21 protein-coding genes and 1 pseudogene are annotated in these 23,312 nt (G+C 44.1%); 15 read left to right on the top strand and 7 right to left on the bottom strand.

Going from position 1 to position 23,312, the window contains the following annotated elements; genetic code table 11:
• Positions 1-66 precede the first annotated feature (66 nt).
• The 8 genes and pseudogenes from AC6HZ4_RS05930 to AC6HZ4_RS05965 all read left to right on the top strand — a co-directional run.
• Positions 67-1,557, top strand: a complete 1,491-nt coding sequence (locus AC6HZ4_RS05930) for a sugar ABC transporter ATP-binding protein (protein ID WP_497494060.1) — start codon at positions 67-69, stop codon at positions 1,555-1,557.
• A 152-nt stretch (positions 1,558-1,709) separates the two neighbouring features.
• Positions 1,710-2,708, top strand: a complete 999-nt coding sequence (locus AC6HZ4_RS05935; protein ID WP_497494061.1) for an ABC transporter permease — start codon at positions 1,710-1,712, stop codon at positions 2,706-2,708.
• 547 nt (positions 2,709-3,255) lie between these two features.
• A complete protein-coding gene (gene iolG / locus AC6HZ4_RS05940; RefSeq protein WP_497494062.1) occupies positions 3,256-4,278 on the top strand; it encodes an inositol 2-dehydrogenase in 1,023 nt (340 codons plus the stop codon).
• Positions 4,279-4,334: 56 nt separating this feature from the next.
• The gene (iolC, locus tag AC6HZ4_RS05945) at positions 4,335-5,345 is read left to right on the top strand and encodes a 5-dehydro-2-deoxygluconokinase (RefSeq protein ID WP_497494063.1); all 1,011 of its coding nucleotides are present in this window, start codon (positions 4,335-4,337) and stop codon (positions 5,343-5,345) included.
• Between the two features lie 45 nt (positions 5,346-5,390).
• Positions 5,391-6,848, top strand: a complete 1,458-nt coding sequence (locus AC6HZ4_RS05950; RefSeq protein WP_497494064.1) for a CoA-acylating methylmalonate-semialdehyde dehydrogenase — start codon at positions 5,391-5,393, stop codon at positions 6,846-6,848.
• Between the two features lie 259 nt (positions 6,849-7,107).
• Positions 7,108-9,042: a 3D-(3,5/4)-trihydroxycyclohexane-1,2-dione acylhydrolase (decyclizing) gene (gene iolD / locus AC6HZ4_RS05955; RefSeq protein ID WP_497494065.1), complete on the top strand. Its 1,935-nt coding sequence runs from the start codon at positions 7,108-7,110 to the stop codon at positions 9,040-9,042.
• A 21-nt stretch (positions 9,043-9,063) separates the two neighbouring features.
• The gene (gene iolE / locus AC6HZ4_RS05960) at positions 9,064-9,957 is read left to right on the top strand and encodes a myo-inosose-2 dehydratase (RefSeq protein WP_497494066.1); all 894 of its coding nucleotides are present in this window, start codon (positions 9,064-9,066) and stop codon (positions 9,955-9,957) included.
• A 79-nt stretch (positions 9,958-10,036) separates the two neighbouring features.
• Positions 10,037-10,195 (top strand): annotated as a pseudogene (locus AC6HZ4_RS05965) (5-deoxy-glucuronate isomerase); the annotation flags it as partial.
• A 50-nt stretch (positions 10,196-10,245) separates the two neighbouring features.
• Here AC6HZ4_RS05965 and AC6HZ4_RS05970 read toward each other — a convergent pair.
• On the bottom strand, positions 10,246-10,602 hold the full coding sequence (locus AC6HZ4_RS05970) for a hypothetical protein (RefSeq protein ID WP_497494067.1): 357 nt from the start codon (positions 10,600-10,602) through the stop codon (positions 10,246-10,248).
• A gap of 444 nt (positions 10,603-11,046) precedes the next feature.
• On the opposite strand from AC6HZ4_RS05970, the gene AC6HZ4_RS05975 reads away from it, so the two are divergent.
• Entirely contained in the window at positions 11,047-13,185 is a 2,139-nt protein-coding gene (locus AC6HZ4_RS05975) for a S8 family serine peptidase (protein ID WP_497494068.1), read from the top strand.
• Positions 13,186-13,348: 163 nt separating this feature from the next.
• Here the strand turns inward: AC6HZ4_RS05975 and AC6HZ4_RS05980 are convergent, their stop codons facing one another.
• The gene (locus AC6HZ4_RS05980; protein ID WP_497494069.1) at positions 13,349-13,840 is read right to left on the bottom strand and encodes a YajQ family cyclic di-GMP-binding protein; all 492 of its coding nucleotides are present in this window, start codon (positions 13,838-13,840) and stop codon (positions 13,349-13,351) included.
• 146 nt (positions 13,841-13,986) lie between these two features.
• Between AC6HZ4_RS05980 and AC6HZ4_RS05985 the strand changes: the two genes are divergently transcribed.
• Positions 13,987-14,844: a CvfB family protein gene (locus tag AC6HZ4_RS05985; protein WP_497494070.1), complete on the top strand. Its 858-nt coding sequence runs from the start codon at positions 13,987-13,989 to the stop codon at positions 14,842-14,844.
• Positions 14,845-14,930: 86 nt separating this feature from the next.
• Here AC6HZ4_RS05985 and AC6HZ4_RS05990 read toward each other — a convergent pair whose 3' ends face one another.
• Positions 14,931-15,062, bottom strand: a complete 132-nt coding sequence (locus AC6HZ4_RS05990) for a DUF3941 domain-containing protein (protein ID WP_497494072.1) — start codon at positions 15,060-15,062, stop codon at positions 14,931-14,933.
• Positions 15,063-15,162: 100 nt separating this feature from the next.
• On the opposite strand from AC6HZ4_RS05990, the gene AC6HZ4_RS05995 reads away from it, so the two are divergent.
• The gene (locus tag AC6HZ4_RS05995; RefSeq protein ID WP_497495612.1) at positions 15,163-16,008 is read left to right on the top strand and encodes a YitT family protein; all 846 of its coding nucleotides are present in this window, start codon (positions 15,163-15,165) and stop codon (positions 16,006-16,008) included.
• Positions 16,009-16,090: 82 nt separating this feature from the next.
• Here AC6HZ4_RS05995 and AC6HZ4_RS06000 read toward each other — a convergent pair whose 3' ends face one another.
• From AC6HZ4_RS06000 to AC6HZ4_RS06010, 3 genes are all read right to left on the bottom strand, one after another.
• Complete coding sequence (locus AC6HZ4_RS06000; protein WP_497494073.1) at positions 16,091-16,282, bottom strand: DUF3813 domain-containing protein; 192 nt, start codon at positions 16,280-16,282, stop codon at positions 16,091-16,093.
• Positions 16,283-16,284: 2 nt separating this feature from the next.
• Positions 16,285-16,431 (bottom strand): competence protein, encoded by a 147-nt coding sequence (locus tag AC6HZ4_RS06005; RefSeq protein ID WP_497494075.1) that lies wholly within the window; start codon positions 16,429-16,431, stop codon positions 16,285-16,287.
• Between the two features lie 96 nt (positions 16,432-16,527).
• Complete coding sequence (locus tag AC6HZ4_RS06010; protein ID WP_497494076.1) at positions 16,528-17,337, bottom strand: Cof-type HAD-IIB family hydrolase; 810 nt, start codon at positions 17,335-17,337, stop codon at positions 16,528-16,530.
• Between the two features lie 433 nt (positions 17,338-17,770).
• Here AC6HZ4_RS06010 and AC6HZ4_RS06015 point away from each other — a divergent pair, with 433 nt between their 5' ends.
• Together AC6HZ4_RS06015 and clpB are read left to right on the top strand one after the other, a co-directional pair.
• On the top strand, positions 17,771-17,953 hold the full coding sequence (locus tag AC6HZ4_RS06015) for a YjzC family protein (RefSeq protein WP_497494077.1): 183 nt from the start codon (positions 17,771-17,773) through the stop codon (positions 17,951-17,953).
• 249 nt (positions 17,954-18,202) lie between these two features.
• Positions 18,203-20,803 carry an ATP-dependent chaperone ClpB gene (clpB, locus tag AC6HZ4_RS06020; RefSeq protein WP_497494078.1) on the top strand — a complete coding sequence of 867 codons (2,601 nt, stop codon included), beginning with the start codon at positions 18,203-18,205 and terminating at the stop codon, positions 20,801-20,803.
• A gap of 173 nt (positions 20,804-20,976) precedes the next feature.
• Here clpB and AC6HZ4_RS06025 read toward each other — a convergent pair whose 3' ends face one another.
• Positions 20,977-21,162 carry a YjzD family protein gene (locus tag AC6HZ4_RS06025; RefSeq protein WP_497494079.1) on the bottom strand — a complete coding sequence of 62 codons (186 nt, stop codon included), beginning with the start codon at positions 21,160-21,162 and terminating at the stop codon, positions 20,977-20,979.
• 165 nt (positions 21,163-21,327) lie between these two features.
• Between AC6HZ4_RS06025 and AC6HZ4_RS06030 the strand changes: the two genes are divergently transcribed.
• Together AC6HZ4_RS06030 and AC6HZ4_RS06035 are read left to right on the top strand one after the other, a co-directional pair.
• A complete protein-coding gene (locus AC6HZ4_RS06030; protein ID WP_497494080.1) occupies positions 21,328-22,062 on the top strand; it encodes a lipase family protein in 735 nt (244 codons plus the stop codon).
• Positions 22,063-22,442: 380 nt separating this feature from the next.
• A complete protein-coding gene (locus AC6HZ4_RS06035) occupies positions 22,443-23,300 on the top strand; it encodes an NAD-dependent epimerase/dehydratase family protein (protein ID WP_497494081.1) in 858 nt (285 codons plus the stop codon).
• Positions 23,301-23,312 lie beyond the last annotated feature (12 nt).

A 23,312-nucleotide genomic window follows, 5' to 3' on the forward strand; every position in this document is an offset into this window, starting at 1 on the left:
GGGGACCGCTGAGGGTCTGGTCCGAAAGGGTCCCCTTCTCACCAATCTATTGGGGGTGAGCATGAAATGAGTACGGAGTACATTTTAGAGCTAAATAACATCACAAAAGAATTTCCAGGTGTAAAGGCTTTGGATAATATCCAGCTGAAGGTACGAAAAGGAACGGTTCACGCTTTAATGGGTGAAAATGGTGCTGGGAAATCGACGCTCATGAAAATTATTTTCGGTGTGTATACACCAGACAAGGGAACGATTAAGTTTAAAGGGCAGGAAGTGCAAATTAATGGCCCTAAGGATGCCTTAAGCAAAGGGATTTCCATGATTCATCAGGAGCTAAGCCCTGTTCCGGACATGACGATTGCGGAAAATATTTATCTCGGCCGCGAGCCAATGTACGGCAAAACAGGTTGGGTGAATAAGAAAAAGATGATTGCCGATACAGAAAAGCTGTTTGAATCTTTGCAAATTGATCTGGATCCACGAACAAAAATGCGGGAGCTAAGCGTTGCGAATATGCAGATGGTAGAGATTGCAACAGCGATTTCCTATAATGCCGATTTAATTATTATGGATGAGCCAACCTCGGCGATTACGGATAAAGAAGTCGATCATCTTTTCAGCATTATTGATTCTTTAGTACAAAAAGGTGTTTCCATTATCTACATTTCCCACAAAATGGATGAGATCTTTAAGATTTGCGACGATATTACGGTATTCCGTGACGGGCAGTATGTGGGAGCAAAGCCAGCAAGCGAATTGAATCAAGATACATTGATTCAAATGATGGTGGGCCGGGAAATTAAAGCGGTGTTCCATAAGGAGCCGTCCGAAATTAAAGAGGTTGTGTTAGCTGTTAAGAACCTGTCCAGAGAAGGGAAATTCCAAAACGTCAACTTTGAGGTGCGCAAAGGGGAAATTCTTGGAGTCGCGGGACTGATGGGTTCAGGAAGAACAGAGATTATGGAGAGCATTTTCGGAATTGACCCTCCGACATCCGGTGAAATTTATATGCATGGCAAGCAGGTGAAAATCAATTCACCGAAGGATGCGATTCGTCATAAAATCGGATTATTAACAGAAGATAGAAAGTTAACGGGTGCATTCCTGCCGCTGTCGATACGGGAAAACATGATTATGTCCAACATCGACAATCTATCAAAACTTGGCTATTTAAATAACAGATTAGTGAAAAAAGTATGCAACGAGCAGGTAGAGAAATTAAAGGTAAAAACACCTCATTTAAACCAGCTCATTATGAACCTGAGCGGAGGGAACCAACAAAAGGTACTGATTGCCCGCTGGCTGCTCAATGATCCTGATGTACTGATTTTAGATGAACCAACACGCGGTGTAGATGTTGGTGCAAAGGCGGAGATCCATAAGGTTATGTCCAAGCTTGCGCAGGAGGGGAAAGCAATTATTATGATTTCCTCCGAATTGCCTGAGGTGTTAGGAATGAGTGACAGAGTTATTGTCATGCACGAAGGGATTCAAAAGGGTGAACTAAGCAGAGAAGAAGCGAACCAGGAAAGAATTCTAGAAGTGGCATATCAATAAAGAAAACTCGTTGATGGGTGAGCCGTTAGGCGAAGGCAGAGACGTAGTTGCACTTATACTTTGTTCTTGAAATTCCTGCTGCGTCGAATCGCTTCACGGCTGGAAATGTATAAATTCTTGAAAGTATAAAACCCCTTGAAGGAGGATTAGGTATGAAAACTCAAGAGAGTGCTGTAAGCAACCCGACGGTTCTTGCAAATTCGGCCAACAGAAAAAAGCAAATCTCAGCAATATTGAATAAGTACGGAATTGTATTTATCTTTATCGCAATGTGTATTTTAATGTCGATTCTATCGCCTGCTTTTCTCAATGTGAATAACATTATTAACGTAGTGCGGCAAATTTCTTTTATCGGTATTGTTGCAATGGGTATGACAATGGTCATCATTACAACAGGGATCGACTTATCTCCCGGTTCCGTTATTGCCCTTGTATCCGTAGTCGCTGCAAGCTATGCACATCCGGGTGAATATCCGTTATTCGTTCCGCTTGCAATCGGGATGGCCATTGGGGCAGCTGCTGGATTCATTAACGGTGCCATCTCTGCAAAAGGAAAAATTCCTCCATTCATCGCGACATTAGGAATGATGACAGCAGCGAGAGGTTTGGCGCTTCTCTATTCAGATGGAAGACCAATCGGTAACTTATCAGAGTCCTTCATGTTTATCGGAAAAGGCACGATCGCTGGGATTCCTTTCCCAATCATTATTTTTATCGTCATGGGTATTATTTCGCACATCATGTTAAGTCAAATGAGATTTGGTAAGTACACATACGCCATCGGCGGAAATGAACAAGCTGCACGTATTTGCGGAATTCCAGTCGATCGCTACAAAATTATGATTTTCACATACGCAGGCCTTTTATCAGGTATTGCAGGTTTGATGTTAACAGCACGTATTTCCGCAGGACAGCCAAGCCTTGGATTAATGTATGAATTAGATGCAATCGCTGCTGCGGTTATCGGCGGAACAAGCTTAAATGGCGGAATTGGTACAATTCCAGGTACAATGATTGGTGCTTTGATTATCGGGGTCCTAAACAATGGACTTGACTTAATGAACGTATCCTCCTACTGGCAGCAGATTTTAAAGGGAGCAATTATCGTAGCAGCAGTTCTCCTTGATTCCCGTAAAAACAAAAAAGCGTAAAAGAAAGAGAATAGGATAGGCAGCAGGGATATCGCGTGCCATAGACGCAGAAAAATCCCTGCAACGCCTTCACTGCCTAAGAGTACCTTGTACACGATGCATTAATGATGGAAATGGCAGAAGGTCGCCTGGAACGCCTTCTCCCCTATTGAATCAAGCTAGATATACATTCAAGATTATTGGTTGCAATATTCACAGCTTGCTAATGTCGTTCATGATTTACATAAATCCGACCGTCAGTTTATCTCAAATTTCTATGTGAGATTTGAGGTGAGCTAACCGGAGTTTGTTCAAAAGGAGAGAATACAAGGAGCAGATACACCTTTAAGATAACGATGTAAGTTTATTTTCTACATATGTTGTTATTTCTGGGATGAGAAACTCTTCAGAGCGTTTCAGTCTTAAAGGGGTAAGGTAGCACTCTTCACTACATAGTTCTAACCATTTAACACTTATGCATAGGAACGAAGAGCGAATACCTTAAAGGACTTCTGTAGTAGAATGGCAGATTTAAGAAGATATTCAAAAAATGAAAAGGGGTAAGAGTATGAACACAGTTACATTAGGAATTATTGGTGCAGGACGTATTGGAAGATTACATGTAGATAACCTTTTATCAGTTCCGCAAGTGAAAATTAAAGCGGTATCAGATGTAGTAGTAGATCATTTACAGGAATGGGCTGCCAGCAAAGGCATTTCTGTTCTCACAACAAATTATCAGGATTTATTAGCAGATCCTGAAATTGATGCAGTATTTATTTGCTCTCCAACAAGTACACATGCACAAATTATTCAAGAGGCAGCACGTGCGAAGAAGCACATCTTCTGCGAAAAGCCGGTTAGCTTCTCTGCAGAGCAAACAATGGAAGCATTACGTGTAGTAGAAGAAGAGGGTGTGCAGTTACAGGTTGGCTTTAATCGCCGCTTTGATCCGAACTTTAAAAAGGTACGCGACCTTGTGCAGCAAGGGGAAATCGGACAGCCGCATATTTTGAAAATTACCTCTAGAGACCCGCAGCCGCCAGGTGTTGATTACATTCTTACTTCAGGCGGACTGTTCATGGACATGATGATTCACGACTTTGATATGGCACGTTATGTAATGAACAGCGAGGTTGTAGAGGTATCTGCTTATGGAGCAAACTTAATCGATCCTGCAATTAAGGAAGCCGGGGATGTGGATACAGCGATTGTTTCCTTAAAATTTGCAAACGGTTCACTAGGTGTGATTGATAATAGCCGCCAAGCTGTTTACGGCTATGACCAGCGTGTAGAGGTGTTTGGTGAAAAGGGAGCAGCTGCTGCTGATAACTGCCGTCCAACAACGGTGGAAGTATCGACAGTAAATGGAGTTTCCAAGGATAAGCCGTTATATTTCTTCCTTGAGCGCTATACACAAGCTTATATCGAGGAAGTAACACAATTTGCAAAGACTATCTTAGCAGGTGAAAAGGTGCTTTGCACTGGTAATGACGGATTGCAGGCAGAGCGGATTGCCAAGGCTGCAAAGGAATCCTTCCTAACAGGACGTCCTGTCAAGATTGAACATGAAACAGTAACGGCTCAGTAAATACAGTAGTAGATTTGCTTTTGAGAAAACAACTTAATATTAGGAGGCATAATGAAATGAATCCACTTGTATTCAAAGAAGGACGCTCATTGGATTTCGTCGCAATCGGCCGTTTATGCATCGACTTGAATGCAAACGAAACACAGCGTCCCATGGAAGAAACAAGAACATTCACCAAATATGTCGGAGGCTCTCCTGCAAATATTGCAATCGGAACGTCCCGTCTTGGCTTAAAAACAGGTTTTATCGGTAAAGTGTCCAATGACCAAATGGGCCGCTTTATTACAAGGTACCTGCAAGAAAACAACATTAATACAGATCAAGTCTTCATTGATCAAACAGGGGCTGTCACAGGCTTGGCGTTTACAGAAATTAAAAGCCCGACGGACTGCAGCATCCTTATGTACCGTGACAATGCAGCGGATTTAAAGCTGGAGCCAACAGAGGTTTCCGAAGAGTATATTAAGCAATCAAAAGCTCTCTTAATCTCTGGAACTGCCCTTGCGAAAAGCCCGTCCAGAGAAGCTGTTTTCCTGGCGCTGGAGTACGCAAGAAAACATGATGTTATCGTATTCTTTGACGTCGATTATCGCCCTTACACATGGGAGTCTGAAGCAGAAACAGCTGTGTATTACAATCTAGCAGCTGAGAAGTCCGATGTGATCATCGGTACGCGTGAAGAGTTTGACATGATGGAAAAGCTATTAAACTATAAGGAATCGAATGACCAAGTAACAGCGGAGCGCTGGTTCTCCCACCATGCGAAAATCGTAGTCATTAAACATGGCGGAGACGGTTCCATTGCCTATACAAGAGATGGGAATCCCCACCGCGGCGGCATTTTTAAAACAAAGGTATTGAAAACATTTGGTGCCGGTGATTCTTATGCCTCTGCATTTATCTACGGACTGATGCAAGGCATGGAAATCCGCGAAGCAATGAGATTAGGAGGAGCTTCTGCTTCCATCGTAATCTCGAAACATAGCTGCTCGGATGCTATGCCGACAATAGAAGAGATTACAAGCTTCATGGCAGCGGCAGAGGAAGTATTAGAAGGCGTTCGATAATAATAATCAATTGAAAAGTAATGATAGAAAAAGGAGAGAATGAACATGACACAAACAGCAGTACAGGCAGTAAAAAACTATATCGGCGGCGAATGGGTAGATGCATCCACATCCGCAACAGAGCCGGTTTACAACCCAGCAACAGGTGAAGTAATTGCGACAGTTCCTCTTTCTACAAAAGAAGATGTAGACAAAGCAGTGCAAGCAGCGAACGAAGCATTCAAAACATGGTCTAAAGTAGCGGTTCCAAGACGCGCTCGTATTCTATTTAAATATCAGCAGCTATTAGTAGAAAACTGGGAAGAGCTTGCGAAGCTTGTAACGATTGAAAACGGAAAAAGCTATAAAGAAGCATACGGGGAAGTGCAACGCGGGATTGAGTGTGTAGAATTTGCGGCAGGTGCACCAAGCTTAATGATGGGCCGTCAGCTTCCTGACATCGCAACAGGCATTGAGTCTGGTATGTACCGCTACCCAATCGGCGTAATCGGCGGGATTACACCGTTTAACTTTCCAATGATGGTGCCTTGCTGGATGTTCCCGCTTGCGATTGCATGCGGCAATACATTTGTATTAAAGCCATCTGAGCGTACACCGCTTTTAGCAGCCCGTCTTGCGGAATTGTTTGAGCAAGCAGGTCTTCCAAAAGGCGTATTAAACATCGTAAACGGTGCGCATGACGTAGTAAACGGCTTGTTAGAGCACAAGCTTGTCAAAGCGATTTCCTTCGTAGGCTCCCAGCCGGTTGCGGAATATGTGTACAAAAAAGGCTCTGAAAACGGCAAACGCGTACAAGCATTGGCTGGCGCGAAAAACCACTCTATCGTATTAAACGATGCAGATCTTGACGTAGCAACAACTCAAATTATCGGCGCGGCATTTGGTTCTGCGGGTGAGCGTTGTATGGCGGCAGCTGTTGTAACAGTACAGGAAGAAATTGCAGATGCGTTAATCGCACGTTTAGTCGAAGAAGCAAACAAGATGCAAATCGGAAACGGTATGGATAAGAATGTATTCCTAGGACCGGTGATCCGTGAAGGTCATAAAGAACGTACACTTGGCTATATCGAGTCCGGCATTCAAGAAGGTGCACGCTTAATCCGTGATGGAAGAAACGATGAAGCGGCACAAGGCAACGGCTACTTCGTAGGACCAACGATTTTCGATGAAGTTACACAAGAAATGAAAATTTGGCAGGATGAAATCTTTGCGCCAGTTTTATCTGTAATTCGTGTGAAATCACTAGAGGAAGCAATTGAAATTGCAAACAACTCCCGCTTTGCAAACGGAGCTTGTATTTATACAGACTCTGGCGCAAGCGTTCGTCAGTTCCGTGAAACAATCGAAGCGGGTATGTTAGGCGTAAACGTAGGTGTACCGGCACCGATGGCGTTCTTCCCATTCTCCGGCTGGAAGGATTCCTTCTACGGCGATCTTCATGCGAACGGCACAGACGGCGTAGAGTTCTACACAAGAAAGAAAATGGTAACTGCTCGTTGGTAAGAAATAGGTAATAGAGGATGCAACGGGGCGATTCATGCTTCTGCTGCATCCTTATATTGTACTTTAGAAAAGGTATATTCCTAGCTAGAAAGCAATTCGGCGCAGCAGGAAGTGTTACATATAAAGTATAAGTGCAACTGGGCAACTACCAGCCTTTACAAGGCTGGGCGCTAGCCAAGTTTTCTTTATAGGACTAGTTCGTGCATATATTCACAGAGTGTCAACAACATGTGAGTTAGAAGAAAGGTGGATAGGTCTCATGAAAACATTAAGAATGACAACTGCACAAGCGTTAGTGAAGTTTTTAAATCAACAATATGTAGAGTTTGACGGTAAGCAAGAGCGTTTTATTAAAGGGATTTTCACCATTTTTGGACACGGCAACGTGACAGGGCTTGGTCAAGCGTTGGAAGAAGACGCAGGCGAGCTTGAAGTATACCAAGGACGCAATGAGCAGGGGATGGCCAATGCGGCGATGGCGTTTGCGAAGCAAAAGCACCGTAAGCAAATTATTGCGTGTACCTCTTCCGTAGGTCCGGGCGCGGCGAATATGGTGACAAGTGCGGCGACTGCGTCTGCGAACCAAATTCCATTATTATTGCTTCCTGGAGATGTATTTGCGACAAGACAGCCTGATCCGGTTCTGCAGCAAATGGAGCATACACATGATCTGTCCATTTCCACAAATGATGCGTTCCGCGCTGTAAGCAAATATTGGGATCGCGTAAGCCGTCCGGAGCAATTAATGAGCGCGATGATTAATGCGATGCGCGTGTTAACAAACCCAGCGGATACAGGTGCGGTAACGATTGCACTGCCGCAAGATGTACAAGGCGAAGCGTGGGATTTCCCAGAATCCTTCTTTATAAAGCGCGTCCATCGTATTGAACGCCGTGTGCCAACAAAAGAGAGCATCGCGGATGCGGTAGCGCTCGTGCAAAGAAAGAAAAGGCCAATCATCATTTGCGGCGGAGGCGTACGGTATTCTGAGGCGGCAGAAGCAATGCAGCAGTTTGCAGAAGCGTTCCATATTCCATTTGGCGAGACGCAAGCAGGAAAAAGCGCGATTGAAAGCAATCACCGCTTAAACCTTGGCGGTATTGGGGTAACAGGAAACCTAGCAGCAAATACGATTGCGAAGCAAGCGGATCTTGTCATTGGTATCGGTACAAGATTTACAGACTTTACGACTTCATCGAAGCAATTGTTCCAAAACGAAGATGTGGAATTTTTAACAATTAACGCATCTGAGTTCCATGCAAGCAAGCTAGATGCGGTCAAAGTTGTAGCAGATGCAAAAGAAGCGTTGACTACACTTACGAACGAACTGCAGGCAATTGGATATCAATCTGGGTATACGACGGAAATCGCCGCCGCACGGGATGAGTGGACAGCAGAGTTGGAGCGTTTGCACAGCATTGAATACACAGAGCAAGGTTTCGTACCAGAGATTGCGGGAGATCTTGACGAGGAGCTTCCGGAATACAGCGAAGTGCTTGGCACAAAGCTAACGCAAACAGCGGTAATTGGTCAAATTAACAGGCACATTGATGAGGATGCAATCATTGTCGGAGCAGCCGGCAGTCTTCCAGGCGACTTGCAAAGAATCTGGGTATCGCGGGGGCCAAACACATACCATATGGAATACGGCTATTCCTGCATGGGCTACGAGGTAGCGGGCGCGCTTGGAGCGAAATTGGCGGATCCGGAGAAAGAGGTATATGCAATGGTTGGTGATGGCAGTTACCTCATGCTTCATACAGAGCTTGTGACGAGCCTTCAGGAAGGAAAGAAAATCAACGTTCTGTTGCTTGACAACTCTGGTTTTGGCTGTATTAATAACCTGCAAATGGAGCACGGAGCGGGCAGCTTTGGAACTGAGTTCCGCTACCGCAACAGCGAAACAGGTTTGTTGAACGGCGGCATTATGAAAATCGATTATGCAATGAGCGCAGCCGGCTATGGTGTGAAAACATACCGCGTGACAACACTTGAGGAATTAGAAGCAGCGATCGCAGATGCGAAAACACAAACCGTTTCTACATTAATTGATATTAAGGTATTGCCAAAAACAATGACTCACAATTACGGAGCATGGTGGCATGTAGGAATTGCGGAAGTGTCGAAGAGCGAGAGCATCCAAGCGGCTTATGAGTACAAAGAAAGCAATAAACAAAAAGCGAGACGCTATTAAGCAGATAGGAGAGACAACAATATGTTTAAAGAAAACACAATCAAACTTGGAATTGCCCCGATAGCTTGGACAAATGATGATCTTCCAGAGCTCGGCGGCGAGAATACATTCGAGCAGTGCGTAAGTGAGATGGCATTAGCAGGATTTACTGGCAGCGAGGTAGGAAATAAATATCCGCGCGATACAGAAGTATTGAAAAAGGCGTTATCACTTCGAGGTTTAGAAATTGCAAGCGCTTGGTTTAGCGCGTTTGTAACAACAAAGCCTTTAGAGGAAACAGTGGAGGCTTTTATCGAGCACCGCGATTTCTTACATGCGATGGGCGCGAAGGTTATCGTTGTATCAGAGCAGGGCAAAAGCGTTCAAGGCTTAGCTGTGCCTGTATACAAAGCAAAGCCTGTATTTACAGAAGAAGAGTGGAAGCTCCTGGTAGACGGCTTGCATCGTCTTGGTGAGCTGGCTGCGGAGAAGGATATGAAAATTGTATTTCATCATCATATGGGAACAGGGATTCAAACAACAGAGGAAATCGATAAGCTCATGGAGCTAACAGATCCAAATCTTGTTTCCTTGCTGTTTGATACAGGGCATCTTGTATTCTCAGGGGAAAACCCGATTCATGTGTTGAAAAAGCACTTAGCCCGCATTCAGCACGTTCATTTGAAAGACATTCGTGCGGAAGTTGTCGCTCGTGTGAAGGAACAGGATTTAAGCTTTTTAGAGGCGGTGAAGGCTGGAGCTTTCACGGTTCCAGGCGATGGATCCATTGAGTTTGATGAAGTATTTACAACGCTTGCAGCTTCTGATTATACAGGCTGGTTTGTGGTGGAGGCTGAGCAGGACCCAGCGTTAGCGAATCCTCTCGAATATGCGATGAAGGCTCGCCGTTACATTAAAGAAAAAGCAGGTCTGTAATCCGATTGGAAACAGCTGTATCGATAACGGTGAAGAAGGTGATAGTGGGCACTGTTAATAAATCTGTTCAAGGGGTGCCGAACTCGATCATCCGCAGGCAACGGCTCCTGGCTATGTCATGTACTTTTGCTGGATGATTCGTCACCTTGCTGGTAATCCTTGGACTGACCATATTATGGAAGAGGAGCATAAATGGCTATTAGAGCCGAATGTGAAGATTTGGCCGGAGAAGGAATAGTTGTATAATAAAAATCCCGATGAGCTTGGAAGGAGGCTCATCGGGATTTTTTAATACTGGTTTTTAATCTCATTTAATTTTTCGGTGAGAATCATATAAAATTGCTGCGGTTCATCTGGCCGAAGATGCGCTTTTGTTACGGTTTTTGTAAATCCATACAACAGCTGAACTGTTTGCGATGTGTGGAATTCAATTTCAAGCACCGGCGGCTCCTTCACAAAATCAGCAAGCACTGCATCAAAGACTTCCTTTTCTTCTTCTCTAGACAGCGTCTCAGGTCCGTTATAGGAATGAATGCTTTTTATATCCTTCAAAGGAACCTTCAGCCGCTTCATTACCCCAACCTGTAAATAAGTATAGTCATCCGTAATCACAAAGGGTGATAATCGAATTGCTTGTATTTCCAACTATATGTTTCTCAGTATTATAAGATGATAACTTAAAGGAAGCTTTGCCAAGAGAGTTTGTAACTCAGCGAAAGTGAACGTAAACAAAATTTCAAAAATGTTCTAGAAAAAATCTATTGGTCGTGATATATTGATGTTGTTGGGGTTGGTATTTATATGAATTTCATGAAATTTATTACACGTAGGGAAGGAGTGAGTGCTTGCTTCATATTTATCCATGAAAATATGTATCTCTTACATAAGGTACAGCTTCAGAAAGCTCAGAGGAACGTTTCGTACAAAGGTGAATTGTTCTATCAGGGAAGGGAGTACGCCCTTTTTCGTGAAATAGGCCTATTTTGTACCGGTCAAACGTATGCTGCTGAGTTTGAAGAGAAACTACAAGAACTACATACATATAGAGTTAGTTTTTTCATTACATATTATTGTTAAGGGAGAAAGTCTATGAAAAAGTTAGTAGCTAGTGTTGTTAGTGCCGGGCTATTATGCTCTAGTGTCACGGCATTTGCCCAATCAACAGATCCTGTAAATGTTAAACGGGGAACACAGAAGGTCGATTCTATCACACAGGCGGCGGCGCCAATATCCAAGGCGAAGCAGGCACTCGCCACATTTAATAGCAGCAAGAGCAAGGAGTACAAACCAGGAGAGGTTATCGTAAAGTTCAAAAGCAGCTACAGCACAGAAAGCTTAGGAGAGATACAGAAAACGCTCGGTCTCACTACAAAAAAGAATATTGGGAAGCAAAATATTAAGCTATTAAAATTCTCTTCTAGTTCCTCTATGGAAGATGTGCTGAAGTCATTAAATGATTTACCGCAGGTCGAATATGCAGAGCCAAACTATATTATAAAGCCAACAGCTGTCAAGGAACCAATGTTTGGGCAGCTATGGGGTCTGAAAAATACAGGACAGGTATTTAGAGGAGTGAAGGGGAAAGCAGGAATTGACATTGGTGCAGAGGCAGCTTGGTCTGTAACGAAGGGCAGCTCCGATGTGGTCGTTGCCGTCATCGACACCGGCATTGATATTACACATCCAGATTTAAAGAATCAGATCTGGACAAACCTTGGTGAAATTCCTGATGATAAAATTGATAACGATAAGAACGGTTATGTCGATGATGTAAACGGCTGGGACTTTTTTAACGGTGACAATACTGTATTTGATGCAGCGGATGGGGATGATCATGGCACGCATGTTGCAGGTACAATCGCTGGCGCGGAAAATAAGGCAGGTGTTATCGGAGTAGCGCCAAATGTAAAGATTATGCCGCTAAAGTTCATAGGAGCGTGGGGCGGGGACCTGGCGGGAGCCATTGAAGCGATTGCGTATGCAAAGGAGAAAGGGGTCAAAATTTCCAATAATTCATGGGGCCTCTATGGAGAGTATAGCCAAGCATTGTATGATGCGATCAAGGATTCCGACTCCCTTTTTGTTGCGGCAGCTGGAAATGAAGGAATGGACAATGATACTGATGAATGGAAGGCTTATCCGGCAAGCTTTGATTTGCCGAACATTTTATCTGTAGCAGCTATCGATCACACAGGAAATCTTGCATGGTGGTCGAATTTCGGCAAGACAAGCGTAGATATTGCGGCCCCTGGCGTTGATATACTGAGCAGCGTTCCGCAAGTAACACCTACAGATACCAATTCATATGCGTATTATAGCGGAACCTCTATGGCAGCTCCGCATGTTTCAGGCACAGCTGCACTGTTCTTGAGCAAAAACAAAACTCTATCTCCGACCGCGATTAAAACGGCTATTACGAAGACGGCAAAGCCTCTTTCCTCCCTAAAAGGACTTGTTGCATCCGGCGGCTTGCTAAATGCAGGAAAAGCTGTTACGTATGAACCTGATAGTGATATCCCAGGATTGCCTCTTACAGGTACAACAGCTTCTGGTACATTGAATGCGGCAAATGACGTCGATGATGTATATGCGGTTAATTTGCTTAAGGGTGAAAGCTTCACAGTATCGCTATCAGGGAAATCAGGAACAGACTTTGACCTTTACTTATATAATAGTAAAGCCCAATCTGTAACAGACTCGAGCAATATTGTTGCATATTCTGAGAAATTAAATACGTCAACAGAATCCTTAACCTATGTTGCTCCAGAGGATGGAACCTATTATTTAGCTGCATCCGCTTATAAAGGATCCGGTAAATATACATTAACAGTGAATGCGGGCATGGGCGCTGGAACGTATGAAAATACACAAAAGGAGCTTGGCTATACCGGCACATGGACAACGGTAGCTGACAAAAATGCCTCTGGCGGATCCTATGCATTAGCTAAGCAGGACGGCGCAAAAATGCAGTTTGTTTTCAACGGTACAGCTGTTACTTTAACTGGATTGAAAGATGCTGCGCAAGGAATTGCGAAGGTGACAGTCGATGGCGTTAGCTCGGAGGTAAGCTTATATTCTGCTTCTACTTTGTACAAGCAGCAGTTCTTTACGAAAAAAGGTCTAAAGGCAGGCCGCCATGTGGTCACAATTGAGTGGACAGGAAAGGTTGCAAAAGGTGCAAAACGATCTGCAAATGCGATTAATCTTGATACGATTATTGTAAAATAATTTGATGGGTTTGAGTAGTAAAGAATAGACAGTAAAGAGTTCATAATAGGGGAAGCTGGCTGAAAAGCCGGCTTCTTTTTTGTCTTGTATATGTCCTGGATAACGAAAAAAGAATATCACATTCCAGAAACGGAGCGCGATATTCTTTCTAAAAAATCCATTCTTATCGATAATTAATAAACTGCAATTCAACCGGCACATCCGCCTCACGAACAGCTGCGATAACCGCCTGTAAATCATCGCGGCTTTTGCCTGTAACGCGAAGCTGGTCATCTTGGATTTGGCTTTTCACCTTTAGCTTTAAGTTTTTAATAATCGTATTGATGACCTTTGCTGTGTCTTTGTCAATGCCTTGCTTGAGATTGACGTATTGACGGACTGTGCCTCCGGATGCATTTTCAATTTTGCCGTAGTCCAGGTTTTTAATAGGAACACCCCGTTTTACAAGCTTGCTTAAGAGAACATCCGTTAATTGACTTAGCTTGTACTCATCGTCGGATGTAAGAACGAGAGATTCTTTTTCGAGCTTAATGTCACTTTTGCTTCCTTTGAAGTCATAGCGTGTTTGAATTTCCTTTAATGCGAGGTTGATGGCATTTGTAACCTCTGGTAATTCGACCTTTGAGACAATATCAAAAGAACTTTCCTTTGACATAGATGATCCCTCCAAACTGTATGTATATCCTATATTATAAGGAAAATGGGCGAATTGGACAAATGATAGGAAAAACGTGTTATAATGAGGCTTTGTTTGGCAAACTAATACATAGCATATTTTTATTATAGAAAGGATTTGTAAGTATGATGCTGCAAGCAGGAGCAATCGAACAAGTCGAGGTTTTGCGCGAGACGGAAATTGGCTATATGGTAGGAAATGAGCAGGAGGAGGTATTCCTGCATAGAAATGAAGTTGCTGGTGAGATTGCCGAGGGCGATGAGATTGATGTGTTTTTATATCATGATCATAAAGGACGTTTAACGGCAACAATGAAGACACCGCTCATTACAACCGAAGATTTTGGCTGGGTAGAGGTTGTAAAGGTATCCCGGGACTTAGGTGTATTTGTTGATATTGGCGTCTCGAAGGATATTTTAATACCAGGTGATGAGTTTCCTGGCTTTTTCGGTGTTTGGCCGCAGGAGGGAGACGAACTGTATTGTCGTCTAAAATTAACGGGACGAGACCGTTTAATTGCTCTGCCTGCGCAGGATGAGGATATGAAGGAATTGGCGGTCGCTGCTACGCGGTCAATGTTTAATAAAAATGTGAATGCCCGCGTGTACCGTGCCATTCGCACGGGTACATTTATTCTAACGGACGAGCATTTCTTAGGCTTTATTCATGAATCAGAGCGCAAACGAGAACCCCGCATCGGCGAGCGCGTGACAGGCCGCATCATTGCAGTGAAAGAAGATGGGACTGTTAATGTATCCCTGCTGCCGCGCAAGCAGGAAGGAATGGATGAGGACGCGCAGGCTTTGTATGAATATATGGAAGGCCGCGGCGGTGCGATGCCATTTAGCGACCAAAGTGCGCCAGAGGATATTAAGGAGCGCTTCCAGATGAGCAAGGGAGCGTTTAAGCGAGCTCTCGGGAAACTGATGAAGGAAGGCAAGGTCTATCAGGAGGAAGGATGGACGTATTTTAAGAGAGATTAATGAAAAAACAGCGCCGGCGGAGGCGCTGTTTTTTTATTAAGATTAAGAAAATATAACTTTTGGAGCATTGTCTAGCTCCCGCGGCCTTAGCGATGGTCGGTTTTCTTTGAGTAATCGTGCTTCCCTGCTTGGTAATTCTCCTGTACCTGCATATTTTTTTGCATACTCTTTGCGTTGTTGTCACGCGCTTTTTTGTCATTATCGCTTGTTTTTGGCATCCTGCATCCCTCCTTAGTTGTTTCTACGTTTATCATCTCCGTTTCCGTCAAGACTATGTACAAGGAGCAAGCAGGAAGGAGCATATATGTGAATTTCAGGATGAGTTCCATTGAGATCGGCAAGAAAACATTTGTAATTATATTTGGTGCGCTGTTAAATGCAATTGGGATGAATTTATTTTTAATTCCGGCGAATGTATATGCGAGCGGCTTTGTTGGCTTAGCGCAGCTTCTAGCGAGTATAGTAGGCAAATTCACGCCTATTGTCCTTTCGACAGGTATACTGTATATTGTGTTCAATATTCCAATTGTAATATTAGGCTGGAGGAGAATTGGGAAATCGTTTACGCTATTTAGCTTTGTTAGTATTGCCTTTATGACATTGTTTTTAGAGATAGTCCCCGTTCTCACGCTCTCCCATGATATTATGTTAAATGCTGTATTCGGCGGTGTCATTATTGCGATTGGCTCTGGACTAACGCTGAAATGGGGAGCTTCGACCGGCGGGATGGATATTATTGTAATGGTTCTGTCACGTGTGAAGGAACGGCCGCTTGGAACATACTTTTTCACGCTGAACTCGCTTATTATTGTGACGGCAGGCGCAGTGTACGGATGGGAAAAGGCGCTGTATACCCTTGTAGGGCTGTATGCATCGTCCCGCGTGATTGACATGATCCATACGCGCCATGTGAAGGTGACTGTGTTTATTGTTACGAAAAACGGTGATGCTTTGCGCAAGGCGATTCAGTCCTGTCTTGTACGAGGCATTACAACATTGCCGGCGACAGGGGCATTTACGAATGAACAAAAGGAAATGCTGATGATCGTTATTACGCGTTATGAGCTGTATGCTATTGAGCGTATTATTAATGAGGTTGATCCAAAGGCGTTTGCAAATGTAGTTCATACGGAAAGTGTGCTAGGGTTATTTCGGAAGGATTGAAAGAAAAGAGGCCTTGCCTTGTTTTGCTTGCTGCAGGAAATAAGACAAAAAGGAAAGAGGACCCGAAAGTCGGGTCCTCTTGTTACGTTTGGGAAATACTTTGCAGCTGCTCCTGCATTTCGCGCAGCTGTACCTTTTCAGCAATGGAGGAGTGCGTGTAAGCGGAGGTTAAAGCATTTTTTGCTTTTTCCACCATTTCATGCTGTCCGCTGCCGGTTGTGTTTAAGGCGAGGGATACTGCTTCTCTCGCTTGCTGGAACAATAGGTTGCCCATTGTTACACACCTCCGAGAGTTGAGTTAGCCCGCTCTTTTTGAGCTTCTGCTTCGGCTAATGTAGACCGATAAGGGAATCGTTCATCATGTTTAGCAACCGTATCTGAACCTTGCTGAATAAAACGTTTGGACTTGTTGCGTTTACCCATCGTCTATTCCCCCTTTTGAATTAGCAGAAAAGCTGCGACACGTGCTGTGTCCCTTATAGTATGTGCATTGCGTTTAGGGCTATGAATGGAAAGGACTTACAAGCCCAAATATTCTTCCAAGAAGACAGCAATACCGTCCTCTTCATTTGTTAGCGTCACGTGATTTGACAGCGACTTCAGCTGTGGAATCGCATTGCCCATTGCAACGCCATGTCCGGCAAATTCAATCATTTCAAAGTCATTGTCTTCATCACCAAAGGCGATAATATGTTCTGCTCGGATGCTGTAATAATCTGCTATCTTTTTTAAACCAATCGCCTTATTCAGTCCGCTTCGAACGATTTCGATAATATGCCAAGGCGCTGCCCATCTGCGGTGGTCAATAACCTCAGCGTGAACATCTGTTAAATGTTTTCGAATGTTTTCCACCTCTTGTTCATTCGCATCGATCAGCAAGCATGTTGGACTCTCGTCTAAAATATGAAGCAAATCTCCTGTGTATATCTTTGGGGAGCCAAACTGGAAAATATGCTGCATGCCTTCATCGATATAGTGTGTATATACATCATCTATGACCTCAGCATACATGTTTTTAACGCCAAATGATGCACATGCTTGTACAATTTCCCGAGCTGTTGAAAGCTCAAGAGGTGAATGGTATGTACCCCATGAAGGATTTAGAGGATGATGGATGTAGGCACCGTTAAAATTGACGATTGGGGTGTCTAGCTTCAGTTCCTGATAATACAGGTTACTTGCTCGATATGGTCGGCCTGTGGAAATAACGACAAGGTGGCCTTGTTCCCGAGCTTTTTGGAGGGCGGCTTTATTGCGCCCGGAAATTTTTTTATCATCTGTCAATAATGTACCGTCTAAATCGATTGCAATTAAATGTTGGTTTCGCATACGTTCACCTTTTTATTAAGTAGTTGTGTACTTCCATCTTAATCCTTTTCTTCTTTTCCTGTCCACCGTTTTCCAGACGTCAAGAATTATATAGAAATTTTAAAAAAATTGTGTATAGATTGTGAAAGGGATTACAATATGAGAGAAAAGCTTGTATAATGATAGTGTAATCTTCTCGTATAAGTTGTTTAACTCTCCTTTGTGCGCTGACCTGATGAGGTCAGTTCTTTTTTTTATATGTATGCAGTAAATCATTTTTGTATGAAGGCCTTTATCATTTTTAACAGAAGACCTCCATTTCAAGTGCGTTACGGAACCTTGCGGGAAAGGAGAGTTAGCGAGCAGTTCATTTCCTAAACATAACAGAGAGAAACTCCTGTCTTCGGGTACAATAGTGGTGTAATGACTTCTTTTTTGAAAGGAGCAATGCATCATGGGTCAAAGTCACCGTTTTCGCGCGGGGCAAAAAGCGCCAAATAACGGAATATACATTGAAGTCGGGGAAACAGGGAGCGGCGTTCAGGATCCGAGGAAGATCAGGCTGAAAGCCGGGGATCGTTTTCCGGAAAATACCAATGATGGCCGTCAATGGACATATATGCCTAAAACACGCTAACACTTTACAAAAAAAACCATCTTCCATCCGGGAGATGGTTTTTTTGAAATATACATAAAAACATTATAAATCTCTGTTTAAGCCATTTGCTTTTGCTTTTTGAGCTCTCCCGTCACGCAGCTTCGTTTTTCCTTAAAGGGACTTCCTTTGGTTGAAGGAAGGGGGGCCGTCTATTTTTTGATAAAATCGAGGATTTTTCATATAATAAAAACAAAGGTCAAAATAAGTCAAAGAAGTGAGGGGATAGGAATGGACTTGAATAAAATGACGCAAAAAATGCAGGAAGCTGTTATGCGGGCACAATCCATTGCAGTTGAACGTTCCCATCAGGAAATAGATGTAGTTCATCTGCTCGCAGCGCTGCTGGAGCAGGAGGAGGGGTTAGCCGGAAGGGTTCTGCAGAAGTTGGGTATTTCTGCAGAACAATTCCGAGGAGAAGTGCAGCAGCTCTTAGAACGAAAGCCTCGCGTGACAGGAAGCGGGGCAGAAGCTGGAAAGGTATATATTACACAAGGGCTTCAGCAGCTGTTTGTGCGTGCGGAGGAGGAAGTAAAGCGGCTGCGAGATGATTATATGTCTGTAGAGCATACCTTGCTTGTGATGAGCGATGAAAAGGCATCGACTGCGATTGGACAGCTTTTCGCAAGATTTCAATTGAAGCGCGAGACATTGCTGCGCGCACTTATGGATATAAGGGGGAATCAACGCGTGACAAGCCAAAATCCGGAAGCGACATATGAGGCTTTGGAAAAGTATGGACGTGATCTCGTGGCAGAGGCACGTCTTGGTAAAATGGACCCGGTGATTGGACGAGATAGTGAAATTCGCCGCGTGATTCGCATTTTATCACGCAAAACGAAAAATAACCCTGTCTTGATTGGAGAGCCGGGAGTCGGAAAAACGGCAATTGCGGAAGGGTTGGCACAGCGTATTGTGCGTAAAGATGTACCGGAAGGACTGAAGGACAAAATTGTTTTCGCACTTGATATGAGTGCTCTTGTGGCAGGCGCAAAGTTTCGCGGCGAATTCGAGGAACGTCTGCAGGCGGTACTAAATGAGGTTAAGAAAAGCGAAGGACGCATTTTGTTATTTATTGATGAACTGCATACAATTGTTGGGGCAGGCAAGGCGGATGGAGCAATGGATGCGGGCAATATGCTAAAGCCAATGTTGGCTCGAGGCGAGCTGCACTGCATCGGTGCGACAACGCTTGATGAATATCGAAAATATATTGAGAAGGATCCAGCACTAGAGCGTCGTTTTCAACAGGTGCTTGTAGAAGAGCCGACTGTGACGGATACCATTTCGATTTTGCGCGGGTTAAAGGAGAGGTTTGAAATCCATCATGGTGTGAATATTCATGACCGTGCGCTTGTTGCCGCCGCTGTATTGTCTGATCGCTATATTTCCGATCGTTTTTTACCGGATAAAGCAATTGATTTAGTAGACGAAGCGTGTGCGACTATTCGAACGGAAATCGATTCGCTTCCAACTGAGCTAGATGAAGTAACGCGGCGGATGATGCAGCTTGAAATTGAAGAGGCGGCACTGTTAAAGGAAACGGATGAACGAAGCAAGGAGCGTTTGGAGGTATTACGGAGAGAGCTGGCTGATTTAAAAGAACGGGCAACCGTCATGCGTGCGCAGTGGCAGCAGGAAAAGGATGAAATTCAGCGTGTTCGCAGCCTGCGCGAACAATTAGAACGGCTGCGCCACGAGCTTGAGGAGGCGGAAGGAAGCTACGATTTAAATAAGGCTGCTGAGCTTCGGCACGGTCGTATTCCAGCTCTAGAGCGCGCTTTAAAGGAAGCAGAGGAGACGGAAAACAAACAGGAAAACCGCTTGCTGCGCGAGGAAGTGACAGAAGAGGAAATCGCAGCTATTGTCTCACGCTGGACAGGCATTCCGGTTACGAAGCTTGTAGAAGGGGAACGAGAAAAGCTGCTGCGTCTTACAAATATTTTGGCGGAGCGTGTTATTGGACAGGAGGAGGCTGTGCAGCTCGTTTCTGATGCGGTGCTGCGTGCCCGCGCCGGCATTCAAGATCCAAATCGGCCAATCGGTTCATTTTTGTTTCTGGGACCGACGGGCGTCGGAAAAACAGAGCTTGCAAAGACGCTTGCGCAAGCCTTATTTGACAGCGAAGAGCAGATGATTCGCATCGACATGTCTGAGTATATGGAAAAGCATGCTGTTTCCCGTTTAATCGGAGCGCCTCCTGGGTACGTCGGTTATGAGGAAGGCGGACAACTAACGGAGGCGGTGCGTCGCAAGCCGTATTCCGTCATTTTACTTGATGAAATTGAAAAGGCGCATCCTGAAGTATTTAATGTGCTGCTGCAGGTACTTGATGATGGCCGCATTACGGATTCACAAGGACGAACAGTCGATTTTAAAAATACGGTTATCATTATGACATCGAATATTGGTTCACATATCCTGCTTGAGGATGTAAGAGAAGAGGGCACAATTGGCGAGGGGACGAGAGAGCGGGTGCTCAGTCAGCTTCGCAATCACTTCCGGCCAGAGTTTGTCAACCGCATTGATGAAGTCATTTTATTTAAGCCGCTCACTACGAAGGAAATGACAAAAATTGTTGATAAAATGAGCGCGGAATTGCAAAGAAGACTTTCGGATCGTGATATTGAACTGCAGCTAACAGAAGGTGCGAAAGAGTTTATCGCAGCAGCAGGCTTTGATCCGTTGTATGGAGCGCGACCGCTAAAGCGGTATATGCAGCGTCAAATTGAAACAAAGCTAGCGAGAGAGCTCATTGCGGGTCATATTCACGATCATAGTAAGGTTATCGTCGATGAACACTTGGGAGAGCTTGTATTAAAGACTATATAAGAAAAGCGGGCACGATCCGCCTTGCTCCTGCAGGAGACAGTTCTCCGTAAAAAGTTATACTTTTTTACCTGTTAAAAAAGCCTGTCCAGATGTATCGAATATACATCTAAACAGGCTTTTCTTGCTGTCTAAAGGCAAAGGTGACTCGACAGGCCGAGTCCTCTTTATCTGCATTAATGATGCTGTCCGGCAGGCTCGTTTGGGAGGACTGCAGAAATCGCAAAAATAAAAACAGCCACGACAACAGACATGATGGATGCTTGTCCGAAGTCATATGTACCGCCTGTCATAGAGCTGATTACGTAGCTCATCATTTGAACAAGCAGGAACGACCAAATAAACGTCCAAAGTAAACGCATTCTTTTCACACCCCTATTCGCTCTTCATTCAATCACTTCTTATTCTAACACAAATTGATATGGAAAATAGAAAATATTTTTTCACCTTTTGCAAGGCAAATTCTCCCTCCGTACATACATTATAAAAAAGAGACATTTATAATGGCATTTTAAGGCGGGAAAACAATGGAGATCAGGGAACGTTTCTTTTTTCTAGAACAAGAGCCGTGTGTCATTCATCTGCCGGAAAAGCCGAATGGATTTGGAGTGCTTATACTGGGGGATTATAATCATTTTGTTGAGAGTGGTACAAGTTTATGGATGCAGCACGTCGGGAAGGCGCATCTGTTAGAGGAACTGCGCGCTGAGGGATATACTGTGTTTACTTCCAACCTGTACGGCCGGCATTGGGGGAATGACAAAGCGGTTCGATTGGCAAAGCGCTTATATCATGTTGTAATGAAAAAGGAAATTTTGAATGAGAGAATTCATATTATAGCAGAGGGAATGGGCGCTCTTGTTGCGCTTGAAATGATGGCTTCAATGCCGGAATATATCCGTTCGACTGTAATGCTGCATCCTTGTCTGGACTTACCGAGGCATTTGGAGCTAGAGCGTGAGCATAAGTTTTTTTATAAACGATTGCTGCGCGAGCTGAAAACAGCATATGAGGCAAGTGAGGAGGATTTGCCGGAAATGATTCGTGCTAAAACGTTTCGAAGCTTCTCCTCATATGTACCGGTGAAAATGTTTGTTCCAACAAATGAGCGGAAGGAGCGAAAGATGATTGTGAGGGAATATGAGCAGCTTCAGCTCCAGTCAGGATACCCCGTTTCGCTTTCGTTTCATGTGCAAGATGCTAAGTACAAAGTCGTTCGTTCGATCCTCCAGGCATTTCATATGTATGAAATGGATTTATAAAGAACATTTGCCAATTGGTGAGCTTTTTGGTGAAAAAAGAGGCTTGGGTGCACTTATACTTTTCATGTGGAATTTCCTGAACTTTTTGAATGGAAGTTTAAACTTTCCTAGAGTATAAGGAAAGCTCCCGCAGCCTGTCCTCGCTCCTGCAGAAGAAGGCCTTTCGACACACAAGGCGTTGTTCGTTTTTGATGCCGAGGGTTATTCCGGATGCGGGAGCAGGCCGATGAATCTAGATAATGTTCCAAAAGGAATATTTTCTTAGTTTCCTAAAGGGTTCTTGCTGCGTCAAATGATTTCTCAGATGGAAATTTATATTTTCTAAAAGTCTGAAGGAGCCTCGTGCATATGAGGCTTACATATAGAAGGAGGGGAAGAAGATGAAGAGAGCAGTTGTAGTGGGGGCGCTGTCATTTGTCGGATATCATCTCGTGCAAAAGCTGCTTGTGGAGGGAGCGGAGGTTATCGCTCTTGACGTTGAAAGCTTGTTTGAGCTATCACCGCTCAATGAAGAAAAGCTGCTGCTAATTGGTAGACATGCAAATTTTTCATACCATTCTATTGAAAGTGGAGAGGCTTGGAAGGAGGCGCGTGAGCAGGCACCGGATATTGTGTACTTCTGCTTGTGTGAGCCAAATCAAATTACAGAGCTTCCTGGGCAAGCTTTTGTACAGCGCGCATTGGACGAAGCGATTTTCTTCTGCAGGCGATATGGGAAAAAGCTGGTTATGCTATCATCCCTAGATGCTTCTGCCGCTCAATCAGACAGGGAAAAGATGGCTAGTACAGCAAACGGGGCATGGTTTTATACATTAGAAAAGAAGCTAGAGGAGCTTGCGTCATCCGTCGCTATTTTGCGTGTCCCGACTGTGTATGGTCCGTGGCAGCCGTCCTTTATGACATACCATCAATTGATTATATCGAAGGAAGCAAATATTGAGGCGCAAGAAAATAGTGATGATGCTGTTTACGTAGGGGATGTAGCCGAGTGCTTATATCGTTTTGGAGAGGAACGTATTTTTGGAACGTACTACATCGAAAGTGAAGAAGCTGGACAGTGGAAAAAGGGGATCGAGCTGCTCTGCGGCAACGGGAATATACAGACAGCAGAAAGTAAGCCGCAACTGAAAACAGGAACACGCTATCTTTACCGTCCGAGCTGTTCTTTGCAGGAGGGATTGGAGCAGCAAATTTTGCACATAAACAAGTATAAACAGTTGTATGAGGATGTGAAATAGCATAGCTATTGA

This window comes from Ectobacillus sp. OTK, from assembly GCF_059698935.1.